This window comes from Rothia sp. HMSC071B01 (assembly GCF_001808945.1).
GTDB lineage: Bacteria > Actinomycetota > Actinomycetes > Actinomycetales > Micrococcaceae > Rothia.
Window position 1 is genome coordinate 1 of sequence record NZ_KV795077.1, and the last position, 24,432, is coordinate 24,432.

Consider the following 24,432-nt stretch of genomic DNA (forward strand, 5'->3'; position numbering starts at 1 on the left):
CGGCGGCTTTCCGATAGTGGAAAGCCGCCGCCTCGCTATTATCGCTATGAGAGCAAGCGTTGCCTGTTTTAGGACAGCATCGTGAGGGTGCCGAGCAGACCCAGCAGGCTCAGACCCGAGATGATGTACGCCAGAATGTTGAAGGTTGTCATCTTCGAGGTGTACTTGGTGGTGTGACCGGCGTTCACCTTCGCCGAGTAGATGGCAAGCCAGATCGAGACACCCACCGGGATTAGGCCCACGAGCAGCAGAGCAATCACCATGATGTTGGGGCTCAGGCTCAGATTGGAGCTATAAGCAGAGGAGCTGTAACCGCCGGAGCTGGTCCTTGCCTCAGCGTGGAGTGCCGCGACCTGAACCCACGCGTAGAGGGTCAGCGCCAGGGCACCCAGGGAGGCACCGAACGCGCCGATGGAGTAGAAGTAGCCGGGGCCGCGGAAGTCGCCGGTGGTCTCGCCGTAGGGGCGGCGGTGCTCAGCCGGTACCCGGTAGATGTCCGGGATGCGCTGGTAGCTGTCGTCGCGGTCGCGCACGTTAGCGGGTGCCATGCCCAGGGCGGGGCCGGCGGGTGCAGCGCCGAGGGGAGCACCGGGTGCTACGCCTGCAGGTACCGGCTGCGGGGAGTTTGCGTTGTTCTGCTCCGGGAAGGAGGGGGCGGGAATCTGGTTTTCCATGGTGTGTCCTTGAGTGGTCGTCATAGCGGCTGTGTAGCTGCCGCGTCGTAGCGGCGGCGTCCCTATGACCGGCTATTCTGTGGCTCGTTTGGTGGCTCTGTGGTTGCTCTCGAATGTTGCCGGTGAGATTGAATGAACAATCAACACCGAACAACGATATCTACCCTTCGATACTACGCCATAGGGTGCGTTTTCGTCTTCTCTGATGGCGTTCTCATTACAATGCGGTCACCTGAGCACCCTCGGGCACGCCGGTGCACCTCAGCACAGGACCGACAATACAGGACCGACCAATTGGGCATAAAAATACCCGGCAGGTGACGCCGTGGGGCGTCCTGCCGGGTGGTAGAAACCTACCGCGGTTCTTCCTCTTAGAAACTTCTAAGCGATGTTTTACACACTAGGTCCTTTAGGGGGTCCCTTAGGGAACTTTGAATCACTCTCAAGCGTCCTTCTGGCTGCAAAAGTGACCAAAAGACCTCCTAAAATTGCACTTAGAATTGATACTGGATTAAAGAACTCCCCGTCTCTGGCAAATGAGATAATCACCCAGAACACCGGAACAATAGTGAGAAAAAATCCTAGTGTAAATATATTCTTCGTACGCATTGGACCTCTCCCAGGTTAAAGAGTGAGAGTGCAGGACACTGCTGCAACAGCTAGCGCAGCGGCAATTGCTGCCGGACCTCCAAGGGCTTTTCCAAAACCACCAACAAATGCTGGCCCTAAAGCTCTTGCAATCGTGGAAGCAGCTAGCCCCCAATTCCAAGCAGAAATTGCGGTTGTGATTGCATTCCCACGTCACATAGTGATGTATCTTACATCACTACTCAGCAGTCTATCAGAGAGTCTCGCCAGATGTAACACGTAAATTTACATTACATGAAAAATATGCTTCTTCTGTCATGCACGCTCTCAGTGTCGGGTCCGCTGCCGCATTTAATCGCGCGGTCGAGGCCCATGATGGTGGCCACCACGCCGTCGATCTTCTCGGTGGATTTTTCTTTGTCGGGTTTGATGGTCCCGGCAGGGTCGGTGCGGATGAAGATGTTGTCCGTCTAAACCTTTCGACGCCAGCCCATACTTTTTGACGTTAGCCCAAACTTTTTGACGCCCAACCCACGGGCACTCCGGTACACCCCAGAACAGACCGACAATTGGGCATAAAAATACCCGGCAGGTGACGCCGTGGGGCGTCCTGCCGGGTGGTAGAAACCTACCGCGGTTCTTCCTCTGGATTGGAACCGATAATCACCGCCGCACCCCATACGGGATAGCGGACGGCTGGGAGATCGTGGAGATGCGGGGAATCGAACCCCGGTCCGATGTGGCGTCAACGGGGCTTCTCCGTGCGCAGTTTATGCGAACGCTACTTTTCGGCTCCGGTACTTGCATAAACACATATACCGACGAACCTAGTCACGTAAAAGTCCCGCTAACCCCCGCAACAAGGGCTAGCAGCAGTGGCCTTTTAAGTCGATGCCGGTAACTGAGCCAAAGGCATGCTCAGGCCGACAGACGGCAACTCGCGCTTAGGCAGCGAGTGCGAAGTCAGTGCGCTTAGATTCTGCACTTAATTTTTTGCAGAGGGCGTTAACGAGATAACCCTGCATCCTCGGCACGCTTCACCCATCTCAACTCACATCGTCGAAACCGATCATCCCCCTATGCTTTTATCAAAAAGCCCACCGTCTTCTGAAAGTTTTCCTCAACATACCTTGATGCCGCGGTGCCATTCAAACACGGTAGAGATTCAGTATATCGGAGGTGTTTAACGGTGTGCAAGTCCCCCACCCCGCACACACGACGCTCTCACTGACAGAGAACACAGCCGGCGGATACTTACAGAGAACACCTGCAGAGAACCCGGCGAGCGCTCCTCCACCGCACACACCCGGCTCAACGACGGGCACAGCAAACGGGGTGTGAGGCACCCCAGATATTCTGGGAGCCTCACCCCGTTCGTGTACCGTGCTAGGCGGTCAAACCTTAGTGGCGCGCAGAAACAGTCATGCGGTTGTTCGGGTTGTCACCAATCTGGCAGACCACGTTACCGTGACCGTCCTCGGTACCAACCTCAAGGCACTTCTGAGTGGTCTGATAGAAAGAAATGAATACGAAAAGCATGCAAATCGAAATCAGGACAGACACCGCACCGGTGATAATACCGGTCAGCGCGAATGCCTTACCTGCACCAGCTTCCTTGACCTTCTTCAGGGACAGCACACCCAGAATGATTGCGGCAATACCCAGCAGAGCGCCAAACACGAAGAAACCGGTCAGCACAGCCGCAATACCGAGAATCATCGCCGCCAGCGCCATGCCGGGAGCCTTCTTCGTCACGGGAGCCGCATACGGGTAACCTGCGGGCTGACCGTAACCGTAAGCATCCTGCTGAGGCTGCTGCTGGTAAGAGTTCTGCTGGTAGTTGTAGTCAGCGGGCTGCGCCTGGTAGGAGGCGTCCTGGCCGTAACCGTACTGATTCTGCTGAGCGGGCTGCGCCTGGTAGGAAGCGTCCTGACCGTAGCCGTACTGCTGCTGGCCGTAGGTGTTCTGTGCCGAAGCACCCTGGGCAGCGTTCTGGCCGTAAGCATTCTGCGAAGAGGGCTGCGCACCAAACTGGCCGTACTGGCTCTGCTGAGCCGAAGACTGCTGGCCCGAGTTCTGCTGCGCCTGGCCGTAGCTGTTCTGAGCGGATGCGCTCTGACCGTAGTCCTGGCCGTAAGTGTTCTGAGCCGAAGGAGCCTGGCCATAATCCTGACCGTACGAGCCCTGGGCGGAAGAATTAGGCTGCTGAGCAGCGTAGGGGTTCTGCGCGTTCCCCTGGTTGTTTCCGTAGTTATTCTCAGACATCCGTCGTTCTTTCCTTCACAGTTGCAGCGAACAATTTATACTCGCCCAACGCACCATTGCGCGCTGAGTTCGGTTCCATTATATAAATAAGCTGTCATTTGGGTCATCTGTGAAGTTCAAGATTTCAGATTCAGCGCCCAGAATCCACCAATCGGGCAGAATCAGCGCCGAGAAAGAACAAGGGACCGAATAGTTCAACACTATTCGGTCCCTTCACATCTCTATATGCTCAACGCGGCTTAGCGGCGGACAGCTTCATATTCCTTAGGGCTCATCGTCATGGTTTCACCATGAACGGTGCACACATAGTTACCGCTCGAATCCTGCACCGCATTCTCAGCGCACTCGCTGAGCATGCCAATGCCAATCAAGCCCAGAACCAGCACAACAACAGCAACAATCATGCCCAGCGCACCGGTGACAATACCACCAATCGCCATGCCCTTACCGGAGGCAGTGCCGTTCTTTACCTTCACCAGGGCAACAATACCCAGAATCACGCCGACCAGACCCAGCGCGCCACCGAAAATCAGCCAGCCAGAGAGCAGACCAATAATACCCAGAATCAGCGAAGCAATCGCCAGAGCCGAGCTCGGAGTCGGCTGGTAGCCGGGGTAGCCGCCCTGCATGTTGTATGCGGGTGCCTGCTGCGGTGCGGGAATGAACTCGCCCGGGTTCTGCTGGTAGTTCGGGTTCTCAGACATATGTCTCCTCAAAGAATGAATGGTGCTCGCGGTACGCCACGAATTTTTAACCATTATACGTGAGGAACCGCGCCCCGCCCCTACCGGCAAGTTCCTGGAGCAGCCGTGCATCCCGCCGTTGCCTCAGCCCTAGCCGAGGTTGCGGTAACGCATCGCGCGGCGCGCCTCCAGGTCATCCTGACGCTCACGCAAAGCCTGACGCTTATCGTACTCACGCTTACCGGTCGCCAAAGCAATCTCAACCTTCACACGACCATTCGAGAAGTACATCTTCAACGGAACCACCGTGTAACCGGTCTCCTTCAGCTTCTGCGCCAACTTATTAATCTCAGAACGATGCAGCAGCAGCTTACGGCGACGACGAGCCGCATGGTTCGTCCACGTACCGTAACCATACTCCGCAATATGAATACCCTCGAGCCACAACTCGTTATCGGTCACCTGGCAGAAACCATCCACAATGGACGCCCCACCATCACGCAGAGACTTCACCTCAGTACCCAGCAGAACAATACCCGCCTCATAGGTATCCACAATGTTGTAGTTGTGGCGAGCCTTCTTATTCTGGGCAATAATCGCGTTATTCGGGTCCTTCTTCGCGTCTTTCTTCTTTTTCTGAGCCATCACTCAATCCTTATACGTCTTAGCTCTCTTCAGCCGCGCGCCCCGAAGCACGCCAGCGAATACCAGCATCAATAAAGGCGTTCAAACCGCCATCCAAAACATTAGAGGTATTACCCTCCTCATAGCCGGTACGCAGATCCTTCACCATCTGGTACGGATGCAGAACATAGGAGCGCATCTGATCGCCCCAGCTTGCCTTAATATCACCGGCAAGCTCCTTCTTCTTCGCGTCCTCCTGCTCCTTACGCAACAGCAACAGGCGAGACTGCAGCACACGCAAAGCCGCCGCACGGTTCTGCAACTGCGACTTCTCATTCTGCATCGACACCACAATACCGGTCGGCAAGTGAGTCATACGCACCGCCGAATCCGTCGTATTCACCGACTGACCACCCGGGCCCGAGGAGCGGAACACATCCACCTTAATCTCAGACTCAGGAATCTCAATAGCATCCGTCTGCTCAATCAGAGGAATTACCTCAACCGCCGCGAACGAGGTCTGGCGGCGGCCCTGATTATCAAACGGCGAAATACGCACCAGGCGGTGAGTACCCGCCTCCACCGACAGGCGGCCAAAAGCGTACGGCGCGTTCACCTCGAAGGTCACCGACTTCAGGCCCGCCTCCTCAGCGTAGGAGGTGTCCAGAACCTTCGTCGGGTAGCCGTTCTTCTCCGCCCACCGCAGGTACATGCGCAGCAGCATCTCCGCGAAATCAGCAGCATCCACGCCGCCGGCGCCCGAACGGATCGTCACCACAGCCTCACGCTGATCGTACTCGCCCGAGAGCAACACCAGCACCTCAAGCTCCTCCAGCTTGGCGCGGATCTCACCGCACTCGCGTTCAGCATCAGCGAGCAGCTCGGCGGCAGTCTCCTCATCCTCCGCTTCGGCAAGCTCCACCATCACCTCAACATCGTCAATGCGAGAAGACAGCGAGCGCAGACGATTCAGCTCCGACTGCTTATAGGAGAGGGCACTCGTCACCTTCTGGGCATGCTCAACATCATCCCAGAGGTCGGGGGCGGCGGCCTGTTCGGACAGCTCCTCAATGGCGCGCTCAATCCCCTCGATGTCGCTCACTGCGGCAATCGAGGCAAAGATAGCGCGAAGCTCTTTAATCTCAGCAGAAAAGTCGAAGGATGCCATAGCTTTTAACACTATCGCGAAACGGCCAGAAAGTCCCGCCGTTACAGCCCGCAACAGCCCACAGCGCAGAAGGATGAGGCAGGTAGAGGGAAGAACCCGCGCAACGAAGACATAAAAAGGGCATAAAACGAGGGCGCATCCGCTAGCCGTTACACTACCTTGCGGATGCGCCCTCGCAGTCTATGGGGGCTCACAACGCCCCTAGTCGCTGGACGGGCCCTGACTCGTCTTCAAACGCGACGAACCATGAGCGGTCACCTCAATACCATCAGGCACCAGAATCGACAGCAGCGGCGGACGAATACGAGCCGACAGGTACACGTGCACACTGTGATCAGAATCCACGGACACATTCTCCAGACGCAACGCATGAAAATCCTGCCCCGGCTGAACCTCAGCCAGATACGCGCTCGCATACTCCCACGCCGCCGAACCGTTCGCCTCCTCCGGAGTGCGGATCGTGCGGGTAATCGAGTTCGCCTGAGCGTCCGCCATATCCTGCAGATGCTGAGTCTGCAGATACGCGCCCGTAATCGCCACCGTCACCGAACCGATGAGCAGAAGCAACGCCAGCATGCCCACAATCAGCGGGGCAATACTGCCCTCTTCCGGGTCTGAGGCGACCGGGTCAGCGGCGAGGCGGCCTGAGGCGAGCGCCCGGCTCTGCGCACGGGCACGAATCTTCATGTTGGCACGAGCCAGCAAACCATTAGGAATCAGCATGACCAGACCCCCAACTCGTCGCATGAGAACTCACCGGAATCACGCCGCCACCCATAAACGAAGGCAGCAGCGGCAAACGCGCCTGAACCGTCACCGTGGCGTACGCCTTCGTACCCGAGACGCACTCCCCCGACGCACAGCTCAACGACACGCTCACATCGGAGGGCTCAACCCCGTAATCCGCGGCAGCATGCACCGCCAGACGCTGAGCCAAATCCGGGCCAACCGACGAGTCCTGCGGCTGCTCCTGCACATACAGCACCACCTGGGCGCTCGCCGCATGAGCCGCCATCACCGAAGACTGCAAGCTAAAAATCGTCAGAATGCCGTAGAGCACCGGGATGAGCAAGGTAATGCCCAAACCCAGGAACTCCACAATGGCGCTACCCTCTTCAGGGGTGTGCTGGTTAGAAAGAGGCCGATCAGAGCGGCTCTTCAGGCGTTCCTTCACCCGCTGCCGAAGCGAAAAGCCACTAATCACCGGAACGATGCTCCGCATAAATCGCATGCCCCTTCACCTCAATAGAATCCGGAAAACCCCACGGGCCCAGCACCGGCAACGGCGACTTCACCGTCACCTCCAAAGTGCGCACACCCGTAGAATCACTACTCTGACGGTACGAAATATTCTCAGCATACGAAGACGGAAGAACCCCTTCAATCAGCTGACGGGTACGCTCCATGCCTTCCTGCGGAGTGCGGTCACGCATCGTACCGTAACGTGCCCCAGCCGCCGCAGCATCCACCAACATGGTTCGTGCATACAGGGCGAAAGAAACCTGCAGAATCGCCATGGTCAGCAACACCAGCAGCGCACCGACCATGACGAATTCCGTGCTGGCGTCACCGCGCTCGCTCTCCTCCGCAGAATATTCCGCGGAGGATAGCTCAGCGGCAGTCAGCTCAGAAGCGATGCGGGGCTTACGCATTACTGGTGAACCAGAGCAATCGCGTCGTTGAACATCTTGGTCAGAGCGGGCTGAGCAATCGCCAAGATAGCGGCAACCAGCACGGCGCTCATCATGGTGATCATGACCCAGCCGGGCACGTCGCCGCGCTCGGGGTCATCCTGCTTGTTCTTCAGGCGCAGAGCCAGCACGGATGCGATAGCCAGGGCGATCAGCACGGTGAGGGCGGTGCGGAAACGACGGAACATGATTTTCTCCTTCTATCAAAGGGTGTAGTGTGTGGTTGGTGCGGCGCACCGGGCAATCAGCCCAGCCCACCGCGGTGCGACCGGTACGGTGTGTACCTGCCGCAAAATCTAAAAGTTCAAACGCATGAGCGACAGGCCCGGGAAGACCGCAAAAATTACGGTCAGCGGCAGAATGAAAAACACCACCGGAGCGAGCATCGCAATCTCCTTCTTACCGGCTGTTTCCATCAGCTCACGCTTAGCGTTATCGCGCACATCCTGAGCCTGCGCACGCAACACATCAGCCAGAGGGGTGCCGCGCTCAATCGCAACAGCAATACCCTCAACGAAGCGGCTCAACGCCGGAACGCGAGTACGCTCCGCGAACTCCTGCAGCGCGCTCAGCAACGAAACACCGGTGCGGGTCTGCGCCAAAATCTCAGAAAACTCACGAGCCAACTCGCCGCGAGAGGTCAAACAGATACGCTCCAAAGCCGCCAGCGCCGACTCGCCCGCCGTCACCGACAGAGCCATCATCTCCGCCAGCGCCGGGAACTCAGCAACCAGCTGCTTCTCACGCTTAGTCACCGCCTCACCCAGCCACCAGTCACGCGCCAGAAAGCCGCTCAAACCGCTCACCAGCACCAGCACAAGAGCCACCAAGATGGAGAAACGCTCCTGCACCACGCCAATGACGGTCAAGGCACTCATGACGGTCACACCCGCAAGAGCCCACAGCAGCTGCTCGGCACGAAACGCGCTCATACTCTGCGAAGAGCCAGCACGACGCAGACGCTCCTGCACCGAACTATCACTCAACGACGAGCCGCTCAGCGACGAAGACAACGAACGCAGAAGCGGCGCGCAGAACGCCGAAATCGCCTCCAACAGGCTCGGCTCGCGGCGCTCCTGCTCCTTCAAAAGCGACTCACGTAGAGTCTCACCGCGCAGCTGCGACGCCACACGATCAGAGAACGAAATACTGCGAGTATTCAGCACCGATGAGAGAATCAGACCCACGCCGGTCGCCAGCAGCAGACCAAAAATCAGAGGCAGATTCATCCGAAAACCCTCCGTTCACGCGGCAACTCACCAATACGCAGCATCAGACGATACGCCGCCAAAGAAATAGCGGCACCGGCAATCATCAGCATCGCACCGGCAAACGAGTTATACACCATGCGCGCGGCAGGCTGAGTCGCCATCAGGCACAACACAAACCAGGGCGCCACGCAGGAAAGGCGAGCCGCATTCACAGTCCACGACTGACGCGCCAGAAGCTCCGAACGGGTACGCGCATTCTCACGCAGAAAATCACTCAGCGTACCCAGCAGCTTACCCAGGTCCGAACCACCCACCTCGCGGGCAATTTTCAACGCCTCAATAATGGTGTCCGCCACCGGGTCAGAGAGATACTCCTTCAAACGGTTCAGCGACGGCACGAACTCACCCGACGCACGGTAATCACGCGAGAAATGGGCAAAGGCATCACGCAGCTCTTCCGGGCCGCGGTACGAGAGCTGAATCAGCGCCTCCGGCAGGGACAGACCCGCGCGAATCGCAGAACGCAGGTGGTCCACAGCATCCGGCCACAGCTGCCAAATACGGGCATCCGCCGCGCGGGCACGATGATTCACGACCACGCGAGGCGCCACAAAACCACCAATCAGGCCCAGCAGACCCAACGGCAGAAGCTGAGTGACCATCAGCAACAACACCGAGGCAGTCACACCGCTGGCAACGCTCACCCACATGAACGTGCGAGGCGTCAACGAATGCATGCCCGCCTTACGAAGAGCAATCACCAGCGCCGGATCATTACTCGGCTTCGGCGGCTTGCCACTATCAGGAAAGCAGGAAAGGTAAATCAGGCAGACGCCCAACCCCAAAATCAGGCTCAGAAACAGAGGCATCACTGACCCGCCTTCGCCGCAGCCAGCACCTGCTCGGGGCGGTGACCGGCACGAACCCAACGGTCCGGGTTCGGCAACTCCAACGCCACGCACACCATCCGGCCGTCACGGCGCACAAACAGCGGGGACATTTCAATTACGCCGTCCTCAACGCGGCCACCCAGCATGCTAATCTCTTCGACCTGACGCTGACCGCGCGAATCACGACCGCAATGCACCACAATGTCAAAGCAGGACGCCACGGTCGGCACCACGAACGCCGAGGAAATATTCTCGCCCGCCAACAGCGGCAGGGTACAAATCTTAGTCACCGCATCACGCGCCGAATTCGCGTGAATCGTGCACATGCCCGGCAGGCCCGCGTTGAGCGCAATGAGCATATCCAGGGATTCCGCCTCACGAACCTCACCAATGAGGATGCGGTCCGGGCGCATACGCAGAGCCTCCTTGACCAGGCGGCGCAGCTCAATCGCACCGGTACCCTCAAGGTTCGGCTGGCGGCACTGCAAACCCACCACATCGCGCAGCGGAACCGCGAGCTCAAAAATTTCTTCGCAAGTAATCACGCGCTCACGCGGAGGAATGGACGCGGACAGGCAGTTCAGCATCGTGGTCTTACCCGCCTGGGTCGCACCCGAGACGAGGATGTTCATGCCGCTCTCCACCGCCGCGTGCAGCAGGGACGCAGCGCCGGCGCTCAGCGAGTTCATGCGCACCAGGTCGGGCAAGCGGCGGGCACGCACCACGAACTTACGGATGTTAATGCTCGTGTGCTTGCGGGTAATATCCGGAATCACCGCGTGCAAGCGGGAGCCGTCCGGCAGGGATGCATCAACGAACGGGGAGGAAAGGTCCACTCGACGACCGGAAGGCTTGAGCATACGCTCCAGCAGACTATTGATTGCCTCAGTGCTCAGGTGCAGACCGGTCAATTCGCTTTCGCCATTGCGGGCGATAAAGATTTCGTCGGGAGAGTTGATCCAGATTTCTTCAACGCTCTCATCATCGAGGAACGGCTGAATCACGCCGAAGCCGCAGATTTCATCGTGCAGGCGCTGAATCACGGATTCACGGTCACCCAAATCCGGCAGGGAAATGCGGGTGCGTCGCTGCTCATAATCGTTCAGGTGCTCGTCAATGAGCCCGCGCACCGCGTGCTGGTCCTCGTGCGGGTCCAGGCTGCGGTGACGCATTGCCTCACGGATATTCTCCTCGAGCAGAGTTAGATGCTCCGCCCGGGTATCCAGTACGGTGTTCTCCATTGAAATGATCCGATGCTGTGTGGTGTGGTTGTGTGGAATACGGTGAAGCATTGATACATCAATGCCACCATCACCCTACCCTCAGCGCATCAAATTTATCAAAATGTAATAAAACGCCCCTTAATATTTACGAGTATAGTATTTGAGTATTTTTGATGCATGGAATTGCACATATTGTTACCCAACGTGCACCAACATTCAAAACGCCTAGTCAGCTGTGACTTGCAGAACAGCTGCACGCGCACCCCTCGAACCCCTTACCGCCCACCGCAGCCATGTTGCACTTGGTGCACACGTAACATTTCGTCTTAAAACACTCGCAGCCGCCATCTTGCAGCATCGCACCCCATCCCGAAGCAACAACTTTCGGGCACAGTAAAGGGGCGTGCACTCCCCCATCGGGAATACACGCCCCATCACAAGCAATCACCTAGCGGCTAGTCGCCACCACGAATCACCTTCACAGCTTCCTTAATCGGACCGTCAAAACGCAGGTTACCGTGCTCCAGCACCACGCCGCGGTCACAAATCTTAGAAACCAAATCCAGGTCATGGCTCACCACGGCAAGAGTCTTACCGGCAGAGCACAGCTCCTGAATCTTCGCAATACACTTCTTCTGGAACGGCTCATCGCCCACCGCAAGAATCTCATCCACCAGGAAGATATCCGGGTTCGTATGAACCGCAACCGAGAACGCCAGACGCAGGTACATACCCGAAGAGTAGAACTTCACCTCGGTATCGATAAAGTCGTGAATCTCAGCGAAATCCACAATCGAATCGAAGGAAGCCTCAATCTCCTCCTTGGACATACCCAAGATCGCGCCGTTGAGGTACACGTTATCGCGGCCAGTCAGATCCGGGTGGAAACCAGCGCCCACCTCAATCAGACCCGCAATATTGCCGCGAGTGAGAACCTCACCCTCATCGGCGCGCATCACGCCAGAAATCATCTTCAGCAGCGTGGACTTACCCGAGCCGTTCAGACCCAGAAGAGCCACACGCTCACCCTGACGAATGTCCAGGCTCACGCCGTTGAGCGCATTGAACTTCTCCGAAAGATCACCCTTGCGGCCCTTAATCAGCCACACAAAAGCTTCCTTCATCGAACGGGTGTGGCGCAGAACGAAGCGCTTCACCAAATTCTCCACGTGAATCACCACGGGAGCGTCCGGGCTCACCGGCGGGAACTCAAGCTTCTTAATATCCACAGAATCAGAGCTCCTGGGCGAAGTTGCCCTCAAACTTACGGAAGAGCAAATCACCAATCAAAACGGTCAGCAGAGAAATACCAAGGGCAATCGGAGTCCAGAAGCTGAAAAGATGCGGAACCACCTGCGAAGCAGGAAGCGCCAAATCCTCAGGACGGAGCGTCGGATGCCAGAAGCCATAGTGGAACAGCTCCACCGCAACGGTCAGCGGATTAAGCATGAACACGTTGAACACCCACGGATAGAGAGTGTCACGCACCATGGTCCAGGAGTACAGCACCGGCGAGAACCAGGTAGCCACCATCAGCAGCATGTCCACAATGTTCTCCGAATCGCGGAAGAACACGTTCGCCACACCGAAAATCAAACCCAGACCATAGGACAGCATCATCACAATCAGCATGCCCGCCAGAATCGACCCAAACGCCAGGAAGGTCGGGGACCAACCCACCAAGAAGCAGGCCAGCAGCATCACAGCAATCTGAGGCACAAAATGCACCAGAGCCACCCACACCGTCGACAGCGAGAACAGCTCACGCGGCAGGTAAATCTTACGAATCAGCGCGCTGTTAACCACCATGGCGCGAGCACCATTACCAAAACCCTCCGAGAAGAAGTTAATGGCAATCATGCCCGAGAACAGGTACACCGCATAGTTGTGCATACCGCGTTCCAAGCCAAGGAACATACCCATGGCAATGTAGAACACCAGGAACTGCACACCCGGCTTAATGTACGACCACAAAATGCCCAGCACCGAGCCGCGGTAGCGGACCTGGATTTCCTTATCGACCAGCAGTCGAAGCAGGTAGCGGTTCTTCACCGCATCCAGGATGCCGCGCCCACGGCCGGGCGCCTTCAGGGGAACAGACTTCAGATCGTTCATCGGGTCAGCTCAGAATCCGTATGCTCAGCGAAGGTCTTAGCCCACGCATCGTAGGAGGCAACCTCAGCAGCCTTCGAACGGTACTGCTCACGCAGCTTATCCCAACCGGTCACCAGCTGAACGTGCAGCTTAGCGGCCTGAGCCAGCTTCGACTTGAGCTGCTCGGGATCGCGGCGGTACCAGAACAGACCGGTACCCTCAGCGTTAGTCGCCAGAGCCGAATCGAACTTCGACAGGGTCCACCAGTTGGTCTCACCGTAGTTCAGCTGAATCTGCGGGTGAGCCTTCGCCTCTTCACTCACCGGCTTGAGCAGCTGACGAGCAACAGTCTTCGCGGTCCAGGAAGCAAGCTTCTTGTAACCGGGGGACGCAAAGGCGCGGCGGCCACGGAACGGAGGCTTCTTCGTCTGGATAGCCGGGAAATCATCCACGTTCGGCTTCACCTGAGACTCCGGGTACTCCTTAGCCATCGCACGAATCACCGGCAGACGCTGCGAGAGCGAGGGGTGCAGGTGCTCGGGGCCGGAGAGCAGATCCTCCAGCGCCATCAGGCGGCCAGCCTCGGTGTAGTACTGCATGGACAGGGTGTGCTTGACGTCCAAGAACAGGGACTCCAGCAGCACGCGGCCACCCTTATCGAAGGGCGAGTGCAGCAGCGCCGTAATGAGGCGGTTGCGCTCGTGGTAGTACGCCTGCCAGCCGACGGAGTCATCCTTATCGGTCCAGGACACGTGCCACACGCCCGCACCGGGGAAGGACACGGTAGCGAAGCCCGCGGCCTTAGCGCGCAGACCGTACTCAGCGTCATCCCACTTCAGGAACAGAGGCAGGGACAGACCGATTTCCTTGATGACGGTGGTCGGGATGAGGCACATCCACCAGCCGTTGTAGTCCACGTCCACGCGGCGGTGCAGCCACGGGGTGTTACGCAGGTTGTGGTGACCCAGGTTGTGGCCCATCGCCATGTCATCGTGCGGCTTAGCGTAGAAGTTACGCCACGGGTCAACAACCTCACCGAACGCGTGCAGAACCGAACGGTCGAACATGTCGAACATGTGCGCACCCACGATGGTGGGTTCCTTGCAGTAGTTCGCGAAGGTCACCATACGCAGAATCGACTCGGGCTCAACGATAACGTCGTCATCGAGCAGCAGCACGTAATCGGAACCGTTGTTGACAGCCTCGAACATGCCGCGCGAGAAGCCACCGGAACCACCCAGGTTGCCCTGGTTGATAATGCGGAACTTACCGGAGAGGGGCTTGACGACCTCTTCGAAGTCCTCGTGGTCCTGCACCTTCTGGGTACCCTGGTCCACAATCAGGAACTCGTGCACAGCATCGAAAATCTCGGGGCTCTCACCCAGAGCACGAATGTTATTGATGCAGTACTCCACCTTGTTCATGGTGGTAATCTGCACGGTCGCCTGACCAGCCTTCACGTCTGCGCGGGGCTCAATGTCGCCCAGCCAGTTCGCCTCAACCAGCTCAAGGTCGGTGGTGCCTGCCAGGTCGAACCAGTACCAGCCGCCGTCACCGAACGGTGCCAGGGGCAGCGTGAAGGTGTTGGTTTCCTCGCCGGAGAGCAGCTTCGCATCCACGCGCTGAATCACGCCACGGCCGTTGGACTTGTACACAATGACCATGCCCTCGCCGCGAGTCTGAACGCTCAGCACGACCTTCTGCAGGTCAGTCCAGCGGCGCCAGTACGAGGCGGGGAACGCGTTGAAGTACGTACCGAAAGACAGGCTCTGGCCCGCGTTCACGGTGATGGAGCGGCGGCTGTTCAGGCTGTTAGCGGCATCACGGTTCGCGCTAGCGTTCGATACAGACTGACCGGAGGTGTTCATCGCCTCCGCAATGGAGGTGGAAGCGTCGCCGTCAATACGGGTGGGCAGCTGAACGCCGGTTGCGACACTCGCGTCCACGTACAGGGGCACGACGTCAGTCTCAACCGCGCTCGGGAAAATAACCCGCTGCAGGTTCTTCAAAGTCTTATCAGCCATGGTTATGCGTCAACACCACCGGACTCGATCTTCGCACCGTTAGCGAAGTGCGGGCGGATCTTGTTGTCGAACATGGACAGTGCAGCGCCGATAGCCATGTGCATATCCAGGTACTTGTAGGTACCCAGGCGGCCACCGAACAGCACGTTGTTCTCGCCCTTAGCCAGGTCGCGGTACGCCAGCAGCTTCTCACGATCCACGGAGGTGTTGACCGGGTAGTACGGCTCGTCGCCCTTGTTCGCGAAGCGAGAGTACTCGCGCATGATGACGGTTGCGTCCTTGGTGTAGTCACGCTCGGGGTGGAAGTGACGGAACTCGTGGATGCGGGTGAAGGGAACATCAGCATCGGGGTAGTTCATCACGGAGCAGCCCTGGAAGTCCTCAATCGGCAGGACTTCTTCTTCCAGGTCGATGGTACGCCAGGACAGGTCGCCCTCAGCGTAGTCGAAGTAGCGGTCAACCGGGCCGGTGTAGACCACGGGAATCTGACCCAGGACGTTCTCGCGAGAGTACTGGTGACCGGGCTCGAAGAAGTCAGTGTTCAGGTGCACCTCAATGTTCGGGTGCGCCGCCATACGCTCCAGCCATGCTGCGTAGCCGTCAACGGGCAGACCCTCGTACTTGTCGTTGAAGTAGCGGTTGTCATAGTTGTAGCGAACCGGCAGACGGGAAATGATGGATGCGGGCAGCTCTTCCGGCGGGGTCTGCCACTGCTTAGCGGTGTAGTGCTTGATGAACGCCTCGTACAGGGGGCGACCAATCAGGGAGATACCCTTGTCATTCAGGTTCTGCGGGTCGGTACCAGCCAGCTCGCCAGCCTGCTCAGCGATGAGCGCCTTTGCCTCTGCGGGAGAGTAAGCTGCGTTGAAGAACTGGTTGATGGTACCCAGGTTAATCGGCATGGGGTAGACGATGCCGTTGTGGCGGGTGTACACGCGGTGTACGTAGTTGGTGAACTCGGTAAAACGGTTCACGTACTCCCAGACACGCTCGTTGGAGGTGTGGAACAGGTGCGCACCGTAGCGGTGCACCTCAATACCGGTCTGCTTCTCCTTCTCGCTGTATGCGTTACCACCGATGTGGGAACGGCGGTCCAGCAGGGCAACCTTCAGGCCCAGCTCAGTGGCAGCCTGTTCTGCGATGGTCAGACCAAAGAGGCCCGAACCGACTACTACGAGGTCAGCGGTCAATGTTTTCTCCTGTATTATCACGGCGCACCGCCGCTTCTGCGAGGGCGGTATTCACCTACCAGATTGGACACATCCGAGGGTTCTCAGTCGCGCCGCAATCCGCACGGGTGGGTACAAAAAGCCCCTCCCGTGATGGATATAGTCATAATCTAAGATACCTGTTTATCAAGCACTACGCATACTTATGACGTGCTTTTAGGGGCTTTTGGACTATTGTTCGCACACTCTTTCTCTGTGTGAATATTCTTCGCGAACCCCGAGGTCAAGCGGGTCTGAGACAGTTCTTTCTTCTGTGTATTTTTACGGCCCGCTCACGGTGAAGGAATTTTATTTACGGGTAAATATTCACCCCGCTCTATTTACTGCGATAATTAGCCGTCGCATAGAGCCGCAGATACAAGGGACAGGTCGAAGCGGGCATTTTAAGTGCTCTCACGCGCTACAAGAAAGCACCCCTGCCGGCATATTTGGGGATGCGCGCCGGTGCACGCGAGAGGTGATTGGGGCGGTTTATCCACAGCTTTTTGAAAAATGGGGCGAAAAATTCAAAAAATACGAACGTCTTAGTTTATATACAGGTAATTCATTGAGCTTTAATGCTTTTTAATGTTTTCTGAGGGTATGACTCTCTTCTTTCTCGACCACCACAACACCACCAACGCGCTCCCCTACCCCCGCGTACTCCGACTCGACGGCGAGGCGGCACCCACCGGAATACAGCTGCGCCCCGGTAGCGCACACCAGCAGGCTCTAGAGCAGGCACTCAACCAAGCTCTGCAACACCCTGCACCCGGCGCGCACGCTCAGGCGCAGGATACAACGTTCCAGCTACGCCCCGCGCATGATAAGGACCCCCTCAACACCTCGGATGCGCTAAATATCCACATTCCGAACGAATCTCAGCCCCTAAATTCTCAGCCCCAAGATTCTCAATCGCTGAACGCGCCCGCCGTCAGCCTCCTGCACATTCTGCGCGGACCCGAAGCGGGCGCAACCTTCCCCATCAGCCGCGGCCGCACCAGCCTCGGCAGGGCGGCACTACCTGCCCGTGGAGGAGAACAGCCGCACCACATTCACCTGCAGGACCCCTTCCTCAAGCCGGTGCACGGCAGCTTCTACGCCGATAGCTCCGGCATCCGCTGGATCGAGAAACGCCCCGCCGCAAGCGAGGGCAGCGAGAAGGCACATGGCAGTATGAAGGCGCAGGGCGCCGAGCCGCGCATCCTGCGCTGGGACGAGCCTTTCCGCCTCGGCTCCTCACTCTGCATGCTCACCTCACCCAGCGCCGACCGCGAACACACCACTAAGAAGGCGAGCGCCACCGCTCCCCCCGGTTCTTCTCTCGGTTCTTCTTCTGGCTCTTCCAGTGGCGAACCCGCGCAGACGCTTGCTCCCCTGGGCGACGCCGGCAACCCCTTTGAGCCGGTGGTGGTGAACCCTCCCGCGCCGCGTAAGCTCAAGCAGATTCTGTTGAGCGTGTGCCTTCCGATTGTGGTGGGCCTGATTATTGCGCTGGTGACCGGCATGTGGTTCCTTCTGCTGATGTCTGCGGCGTCTTCGTTGCTGATGCTTCTGCATTTCTTTGGCGGTCGGGCGGAGAACCGTGCCGCATCGCAGCAAACTCATCAGGCGGCTGAGCAGGAAAAGGAACGTGCCCTCACCCTGCCGACTGCGGGCGACCTGGCGATTTCGGGTCCCTCTGCCCTGCATGACTACCCGGCTATCGTGCTCGGGTGCGGTCCCCGCCAACCTTACCTGCGCGGCCGCAACCTCCCGCTGGGCGCTCTGGAGAAGCAGGATGCACCCCACTATCTACCGCTGCCCACCCCGGTTCTCGGTCACTACCTTAAGTTGGAGGAGGCGCATCTGCGCGCCTACCTGGTGCAGCTGGTGGCGGGCTATCCGGGTTCGGTGCACGTTCTGCTGGCCGAAGCTCACAATAGTGCGCAGAAACGTATGAACGCCCTGCTACAAACTCTGGCTGTGGTGCCGGGCGTGAGTGTGCATTGTCTGCCGGGTACGCAGCAGGAGAAGTATCTGCAGGCTCTGCAGAGCAGCTTGCAGTCGGAGCTTTCTTCCTCGGTTCCGCCGCTGATTCTCATGCCGCAGCATGCGAGCGCGGTTTACGCTCCCCTGCTGACCGCACTAACCTCCGGTGCTATCGCTGAGGGTTCGCAATCCCGCGCGCTCTCCTCCCCGCGTGAGCAGAAGATGAACGCCCCTGCGCTCTGCGTGCTGGGCAGTGCTGAGGGTGATAATTCCGCACATGCACCCGGTGCGCTTTTTGGTGCCGCCTGGGTTGAGTGCGCGAGTGAGGGTAGCCACCGTCAAAGCATCCGTTACCGCGCGCAGGGCTATGCGATGCCTCCGGTGCAGCCCACCGAGGGTGTCTACCAGGTGCATCCTCTGGCGTGTGAGGGTCTGTGCCAGCACGCCGATGGGCTCAGCCTCGAGGCGTTCTGTACCGCTCTTGAGAACCTGTACCGCGCCGGGTGCGAGCAGGAGCAGGGCGCGCTCAGTGAGGGGCAGGTGCACCAGTCGGCGCATCTGTTCTCATCTCTTCAGCAGCAGAACCGCGCCGATGACATGGCGGTGGAGTCTGTTCTGCAGCGCTGGTCCGCTCAGCGTTACGCCTCCGATATTCGCTGCTACCTGGGTGTTTCTTCGGGCGGTTCGCTGAATATTGGTTTATCTGAGCACGGTCCGCACTGGTTGCTCGGTGGCACGACCGGTGCTGGCAAATCGCAGCTGCTGCGTTCGCTGGTACTCAGCGCTGCGCTACGTTACCCGCCCGAGCGTCTGGGCCTGATTCTGGTGGATTTCAAGGGCTCTGCTGGTTTGGGTCCTCTGGCTCAGCTGCCGCATGCACTCAGCGTGTTGAGTAATTTTGATGTGTCGGCGGTGGAGCGTGCGCTCGAATTTTTGCGCGCCGATATTCACCGCCGCGAGGTGGATCTGCAGGCACTCGGCGTGAACTCCTACCGCGACTACTTGGCGTCCTGCCAGGCGGCGGGCACGACTCCGCGCTACCCCGAGCTGCTGATTGTGGTGGATGAGTTCCGCATGCTCATCGATTCCATGCCGGATGCTATGGCTGAGCTGATGCGCATCGCCACGATTGGTCGCTCGCTGGGTCTGCATCTGGTGTTGGCGACTCAGCGTCCGCAGGGTGCTATTTCGCAGGATATTCGCGCCAATATTGCCACGAGCATTTGCCTGCGCGTGGCGAGCGCTCAGGATTCCTATAACCTGCTGGAGCATGAGTCTGCGGCGTATATTTCGGCGGCGCATCCGGGTGCCGGGTATGTGCGCCTGCCGGATGGTCGTTCCCTGCCGTTCCGCGCCCCGCTGGTGGATGCGGTCCCCTCGAGCAGCGATGCCCGTCCGGTGCAGGTGTTGGGTCTTGAGGAGGGCGGCTGGCGTGAGCTGACTGCCGCTTCTGCCGTTCAGAAGGGCGGCGGTAATGAGGATGAGCTGCTGATTCGTTCGGCGCAGCAGATTCGTGCGCTCTATGAACGCGAGTACGCGCCGAGGAGTCTTCAGAAGAATGCAACGGTTCAGGATGAGTACTGCCCGATTCCGCCGGAGCTTCCCGAGAACACCCCGCTGCCCGTGGTGGAGGCGCCGGTTAGCAAACCGGTAGCGTACGGCACTGACCCGGCGGCTACCCCGCAGGAGCCTGCAGACTCTGGCGTTGCCTCCGAAGGGTATCTATTGGGTGAGCTGGAGATTGCCCGCTACGGTGTGCGCCGCCCGATCAGCTGGTCGGGTCAGCAGACGCTGGCATTGCTGGCGCAGAGCGCCGAACGAGCCCCGATGCTTTACGGGCTTTTAGCTCAGGCATTCGCCGCCCGCACGCCGGTTGTTCTGCTGACCTCTGACGGTGCGCTCTACCGCGATCTGGAACCCTACGCCGGTGCCTTTGAGTCGCTCGTGGGTGCACAGGAGCTTTCGCATCTGCGGTTCTGCTTGGAGGAGCTGCGCACCCCGAACCTGTGGGGTACCGAGGCTTCCACCCGCCCGCTCATTGTCGTGGACGGTCTGGACAGTTGGCTGGAGGCGCTGGTTCGCCAACCCGATACGGAGAACCTGCTCTATGACCTGCTCTCGCAGGGGTGCCGTCGCGGCTATTCGGTGGTGTTCACCTCCGCGTTGAACCCGCGCGGTCGTTTCGCCGCTGCGGCGCATTCCACTCTGTTGAGCCGCCGCTTCCTGGACGCTGACCTGATGCGTTCAACGAGCAAGGACTACCCGACCCCGGCGCAGAGCCACTATTGCGTGGAGGGTGCCATTAACGAGGAGTTGATTGGTGATCAGCCGCTGAGCGCGTCGATTCTTTCGCCCTGCGTTGCGGGTTTCCAGGAGCTGGTTCAGGTTCTACGGGGTAACGCTGCGAGCGCTTCTAGCGGGTCAGGCACTCACCCCGGCACTCTTCTGCGGCAGTTCCCCGAGTACTATCGCATGCCCTCGACCGAGTACGTGACCGCCGCCCACGCCGCGTGCAATCCGCAGGTCGCTAAGCTCTTGGTCGCGTTTGATCGCCGGCAGATGCCGGTGTGGTTGAGTGCCCCGGCTGGCGCGGTAGTTCCGGTGCAGGGTTCCCGGTCGGCGGGTAAAAGCACCCTGCTGGAAAGCATTGCTCAGCTCAACCCGCAGCTCGAAACCCTCATCCTTGAGGGTTCTGGCGGCACCTCGGGTGATGGCGGAGCGTCGGGTGAACCACCGAGCGTGGAGCGTACCCGTGCACTCCTGGACTCGGTGAAGAACCCCGCGCAGACGCTCGTGCTCATTGACGACCTACAGTACCTGCAGCCCGCCGTTCAGCAGCTACTTCTGGAGCGTCGCGGTGAGTTCCGCGCGATGCTGGTCGCCTACACGCCGTGGCCGAGGCGCGCCTCCTCACCGCTGCTGGCTGCGCTCATGGGATGCTCGCGTGCGCTTCTGCTCGCACCCGCATCCCTAGCGGATGCTGACATGTGCACGGTGACCGCGCTGCCGCTGGATCGATTCACGCAGGGCGAGCAGCCCGCCGGTCGCATCGTGGTGGTCGATGGCGCCTCCGTGTGCGCGGCGCAGGTTCCCCTGGCGCTGAGCACGGCTGCACAGGCTGTAACAGCTACGCAGAAGGTGCCGGTAGCGGTCTAAAGCTGAGCACTCTAGCGCCGAGCTATCTAGGGTTTAGCGGCGTTAGGGGTTTACGCTCTAGGGGTTTAGCGGCGTCGGCGGCTGTACTTCTCCGCTTCTTCGCCCGACTCCTCAGTGACCGCCTCAATATAGCGGCGGCTGCTGGGCATGAGCACGAAGATGAAGGCAGTCGCCGCACCAATAACACCCGCAATCGTGATGGACTGGCCGATATTCAGGCCGTAAGCACTCACGTTCATGACGAGGGTGCTTGCGGTGACCCACAGGGTGCAGAGGGTAATCAGAATCATGGGCAGGCGCGAACCGAAGCGGCCGCGGTAGAAACGCAGGCCAAAGTAGGTCATGCCCGCGGCAATGAGCACCTGGAGCACACCGCCCACAATCGCCTGAGCGGTGGACATTCCGCTGACGATAAAGGGGTAAAGGATACCGCGAATCAGAATGTATGCCGCGAAGGTTTCGGTCAGAACGAATGCGTAGATGACGTTGAACGGGCGTGACGTCACGGTGGGCTCCTCATGGGTAGTGTCGGCGGCAGACCGGGGTGTATTCGGCCTGATGCGCTGGTGCGTTAGCGGGTGGGCGCTCCCCTGTTTTGGGTTCACCGCCTCGTCGTCGGTGCGGTATTTCAGGGGTAGGTACCGCTTTATATTATGCCTGAGGTGCCGCTCACCCAACCGCCCACGTCTCGCCCATGAGACGGGGTGCAGACTATGTGTGTCAGCATGCGATTCCCCACCCTCTCAATTAGACAAAGGTTTGCCTAAGTGATAGATGCCTCAGTGTAATACTGAAGTTTTTAGAGAAAAGTACTTGTCACATCCGCTCCAACATGCGAAAGTTGATAAGTCAATTTTCACCCTAACGCTGGGTGAGCATCCCGTCAGCGGATGTATTTGACACGCGCACAGGAAAATAGATGTGTCTTGCCACCGCGTGAGACCGTAAATCATGAAGGAGGTCCACCGTGGATTGGCGTAGTCGTGCAGCTTGTTTGGACAAGGATCCGGAGCTGTTCTTCCCCGTAGGAAACACCGGACCTGCCCTGTTGCAAATTGAAGAGGCTAAGACTGTCTGCCGCTCTTGCGAGGTTGTAGACGTCTGCCTGAAGTGGGCCATCGAGACCGGCCAGGACTCCGGCGTATGGGGTGGCACCAGTGAAGACGAGCGTCGTGCGATGAAGCGTCGCGCAGCTCGTGCCCGCCGTGCATCCTAACTTCCGGAGTATTCAATAGGGCATCAAAAGCGTGGTGCAGTGATATAAAGTCACTGCACCACGCTTTTGTCATATACAGAACCTATCTAGACAGCAAACTGCCACCACCCCGTACTCGGGGCGGCGGCAGTTCTATATGTCATACGAGAAGGGGCTTAGACGAGCACCGCGGTGATGACCACGCGGGTACCGGTCGGTTCGTTAGCCTCCCAGCGGATTGAGCCGTTCAGCTCGCTTGCCACCAGGGTACGCACAATCTGCATGCCCAGGCCTTCCTTACCGGTCACCGGGCGGTAGGCGTTCGGGCCGGACTCTTCAATCTTCTTATCGCCCATGCCCTTACCGTCATCAGTAATCACGACGGTGAGGATGTTCTCACCCTCATCGTTGATGCCGCGAATACCCTCAAGGGTCACGGTGCCGGTCTCGCCGTCCAGGCCGTGCTCCACAGCGTTCGCGACAACCTCGTTGATAACCAGTGCCAGAGGGGTGGCGAACTGGCTCGGCAAAGATCCAAAGGAACCAATCAGCTTGGTAGACACGTGCTGACCGGGGGAAGCAAGCTCAGCGGCAAGGTGGAACTGACGCTCAATTAGCTCGTCAAAGTCGACGTTCTGAGTCAGACCCTGCGAAAGCGCCTCGTGCACGGTAGCAATCGTTGCCACGCGACGCATCGCCTGCTCCAGGCCCTGACGTGCCTCATCAGTGGTCATACGGCGTGACTGCAGGCGCAGTAGAGCGGACACGGTCTGCAGGTTGTTCTTCACGCGGTGGTGAATTTCGCGGATGGTCGCGTCCTTGGTCATGAGCTCCAGCTCGCGGCGGCGCAACTCGGTCACGTCACGGCAGAGAATCACGGCGCCCTCACGCTCGATGCGGGCGCGCCTCTGCACCAGCAGCGGGATGGATCGCATGGTCACGCGAGCACGGGCAATAACCAATTCGGTGCGCAGGTCGCTACGACCGGCAAGGACCAGCTGCAGGGTTTCGTCTGCCTGTTCACCGGCAGGAAGCATCGCACGGGTGACGTCGGCAAGGTTTTGCTTTTCGAGGTAGCCGGTCATGCCCATGCGGTTGTACATGGAGTTCGCGTTCGGGGAAGCGACGACCACACGGCCGGAGCGGTCGAGCACAATAATGCCATCAATCACGCGGGGGTTGCCCTGGGTGTTGTTGCCCTGAGCGAGGGGGTCGGGCCACAGGCCGGAGTGCACCATGGAGAGCATGGTGTCAGCGGCGAATTCGTAGACCTCGTCGCTGATGGAGGGGTAACCATTGGGGGTGGCAATCTTATGGCTGGTCAGCAGTGCGATGGTGCGGTTATTGCGCACAATGGGCACAAAAGTCACGTGTACACGCGGTCGAGCACCGACGCCTTCACCGCTTCCCTCATCGGTGTAGGTGCTGATGTTCTGGTCAATCCAGACGCGGTATGCCTCGTCGCGGATTCCCTCGTCCATCTCGCGCTGAATGATGTCGCGGTGGAAGAGGGTTCGAACGTTGGAAGGGCGCACGTGAGCGATGGCACGGAAACTACTGGTTGCGCTGGGGCCGGATACGGCATCCGGGGAGCTGCCGTCGGCAACAATGTAGTCGGTGGGGAACCATAAAACCAGGTCGCTCTGGGCAATATCGGAGATGATCTGCCATTCACCCTTGATGAGGTGAATACGTTCAGTATCGCCAGGACCGAAGTCGTAGGCGCTCAGAGTCGCTTCAGTAAAAGACATATGTTTGCGTGCTTCC

20 protein-coding genes and 1 other RNA gene are annotated in these 24,432 nt (G+C 58.8%); 2 read left to right on the forward strand and 19 right to left on the reverse strand.

The features are described 5' to 3' along the window. Positions 1-68 precede the first annotated feature (68 nt). The 17 genes from HMPREF2527_RS07665 to glf form a co-directional block, all read right to left on the reverse strand. Positions 69-674 carry a hypothetical protein gene (locus HMPREF2527_RS07665; protein WP_049358974.1) on the reverse strand — a complete coding sequence of 202 codons (606 nt, stop codon included), beginning with the start codon at positions 672-674 and terminating at the stop codon, positions 69-71. Between the two features lie 1,292 nt (positions 675-1,966). Beyond that, positions 1,967-2,339, reverse strand: a transfer-messenger RNA (tmRNA) gene (gene ssrA / locus HMPREF2527_RS07670). Positions 2,340-2,663: 324 nt separating this feature from the next. After that, positions 2,664-3,527, reverse strand: a complete 864-nt coding sequence (locus tag HMPREF2527_RS07675) for a DUF4190 domain-containing protein (RefSeq protein ID WP_070507548.1) — start codon at positions 3,525-3,527, stop codon at positions 2,664-2,666. Positions 3,528-3,766: 239 nt separating this feature from the next. After that, positions 3,767-4,231 carry a DUF4190 domain-containing protein gene (locus HMPREF2527_RS07680; protein ID WP_049354298.1) on the reverse strand — a complete coding sequence of 155 codons (465 nt, stop codon included), beginning with the start codon at positions 4,229-4,231 and terminating at the stop codon, positions 3,767-3,769. Positions 4,232-4,360: 129 nt separating this feature from the next. After that, positions 4,361-4,855 (reverse strand): SsrA-binding protein SmpB, encoded by a 495-nt coding sequence (gene smpB, locus HMPREF2527_RS07685; RefSeq protein WP_070507550.1) that lies wholly within the window; start codon positions 4,853-4,855, stop codon positions 4,361-4,363. 19 nt (positions 4,856-4,874) lie between these two features. Further along, on the reverse strand, positions 4,875-6,002 hold the full coding sequence (prfB, locus tag HMPREF2527_RS07690; protein ID WP_070507552.1) for a peptide chain release factor 2: 1,128 nt from the start codon (positions 6,000-6,002) through the stop codon (positions 4,875-4,877). A 201-nt stretch (positions 6,003-6,203) separates the two neighbouring features. Continuing rightward, entirely contained in the window at positions 6,204-6,749 is a 546-nt protein-coding gene (locus HMPREF2527_RS07695; protein ID WP_083294476.1) for a pilus assembly protein TadG-related protein, read from the reverse strand. Then, positions 6,712-7,233: a pilus assembly protein TadE gene (locus HMPREF2527_RS07700; RefSeq protein WP_083294477.1), complete on the reverse strand. Its 522-nt coding sequence runs from the start codon at positions 7,231-7,233 to the stop codon at positions 6,712-6,714. The genes HMPREF2527_RS07695 and HMPREF2527_RS07700 overlap by 38 nt, the downstream gene beginning before the upstream one ends. Further along, positions 7,199-7,654: a TadE family protein gene (locus HMPREF2527_RS07705; protein ID WP_070507556.1), complete on the reverse strand. Its 456-nt coding sequence runs from the start codon at positions 7,652-7,654 to the stop codon at positions 7,199-7,201. Before HMPREF2527_RS07705 ends, HMPREF2527_RS07700 begins: the two co-directional genes overlap by 35 nt. Continuing rightward, complete coding sequence (locus HMPREF2527_RS07710) at positions 7,654-7,881, reverse strand: hypothetical protein (protein WP_070507558.1); 228 nt, start codon at positions 7,879-7,881, stop codon at positions 7,654-7,656. The genes HMPREF2527_RS07705 and HMPREF2527_RS07710 overlap by 1 nt, the downstream gene beginning before the upstream one ends. Positions 7,882-7,989: 108 nt before the next feature. Next, the gene (locus HMPREF2527_RS07715; protein ID WP_070507560.1) at positions 7,990-8,922 is read right to left on the reverse strand and encodes a type II secretion system F family protein; all 933 of its coding nucleotides are present in this window, start codon (positions 8,920-8,922) and stop codon (positions 7,990-7,992) included. Then, positions 8,919-9,773, reverse strand: coding sequence for a type II secretion system F family protein (locus HMPREF2527_RS07720; RefSeq protein WP_070507563.1), 855 nt, complete (start codon positions 9,771-9,773; stop codon positions 8,919-8,921). Before HMPREF2527_RS07720 ends, HMPREF2527_RS07715 begins: the two co-directional genes overlap by 4 nt. Then, positions 9,773-11,035, reverse strand: a complete 1,263-nt coding sequence (locus tag HMPREF2527_RS07725) for a TadA family conjugal transfer-associated ATPase (protein ID WP_070507565.1) — start codon at positions 11,033-11,035, stop codon at positions 9,773-9,775. Before HMPREF2527_RS07725 ends, HMPREF2527_RS07720 begins: the two co-directional genes overlap by 1 nt. Before the next feature lie 437 nt (positions 11,036-11,472). Continuing rightward, on the reverse strand, positions 11,473-12,246 hold the full coding sequence (locus HMPREF2527_RS07730; protein ID WP_044150294.1) for an ABC transporter ATP-binding protein: 774 nt from the start codon (positions 12,244-12,246) through the stop codon (positions 11,473-11,475). Between the two features lie 4 nt (positions 12,247-12,250). Continuing rightward, positions 12,251-13,132, reverse strand: coding sequence for an ABC transporter permease (locus HMPREF2527_RS07735; protein WP_012903227.1), 882 nt, complete (start codon positions 13,130-13,132; stop codon positions 12,251-12,253). Beyond that, positions 13,129-15,135 carry a glycosyltransferase gene (locus tag HMPREF2527_RS07740; RefSeq protein ID WP_049356541.1) on the reverse strand — a complete coding sequence of 669 codons (2,007 nt, stop codon included), beginning with the start codon at positions 15,133-15,135 and terminating at the stop codon, positions 13,129-13,131. Before HMPREF2527_RS07740 ends, HMPREF2527_RS07735 begins: the two co-directional genes overlap by 4 nt. A gap of 2 nt (positions 15,136-15,137) precedes the next feature. Beyond that, complete coding sequence (glf, locus tag HMPREF2527_RS07745; protein ID WP_005508581.1) at positions 15,138-16,325, reverse strand: UDP-galactopyranose mutase; 1,188 nt, start codon at positions 16,323-16,325, stop codon at positions 15,138-15,140. 621 nt (positions 16,326-16,946) lie between these two features. Between glf and HMPREF2527_RS07750 the strand changes: the two genes are divergently transcribed. After that, on the forward strand, positions 16,947-21,470 hold the full coding sequence (locus tag HMPREF2527_RS07750; protein ID WP_246824793.1) for an FtsK/SpoIIIE domain-containing protein: 4,524 nt from the start codon (positions 16,947-16,949) through the stop codon (positions 21,468-21,470). Between the two features lie 65 nt (positions 21,471-21,535). Here the strand turns inward: HMPREF2527_RS07750 and HMPREF2527_RS07755 are convergent, their stop codons facing one another. Further along, on the reverse strand, positions 21,536-21,976 hold the full coding sequence (locus HMPREF2527_RS07755; RefSeq protein WP_049362128.1) for a hypothetical protein: 441 nt from the start codon (positions 21,974-21,976) through the stop codon (positions 21,536-21,538). A 461-nt stretch (positions 21,977-22,437) separates the two neighbouring features. Here HMPREF2527_RS07755 and HMPREF2527_RS07760 point away from each other — a divergent pair, with 461 nt between their 5' ends. Next, a complete protein-coding gene (locus HMPREF2527_RS07760) occupies positions 22,438-22,686 on the forward strand; it encodes a WhiB family transcriptional regulator (RefSeq protein WP_005505386.1) in 249 nt (82 codons plus the stop codon). A gap of 155 nt (positions 22,687-22,841) precedes the next feature. Here the strand turns inward: HMPREF2527_RS07760 and HMPREF2527_RS07765 are convergent, their stop codons facing one another. Beyond that, positions 22,842-24,416: a sensor histidine kinase gene (locus HMPREF2527_RS07765; protein ID WP_060824551.1), complete on the reverse strand. Its 1,575-nt coding sequence runs from the start codon at positions 24,414-24,416 to the stop codon at positions 22,842-22,844. Positions 24,417-24,432 lie beyond the last annotated feature (16 nt).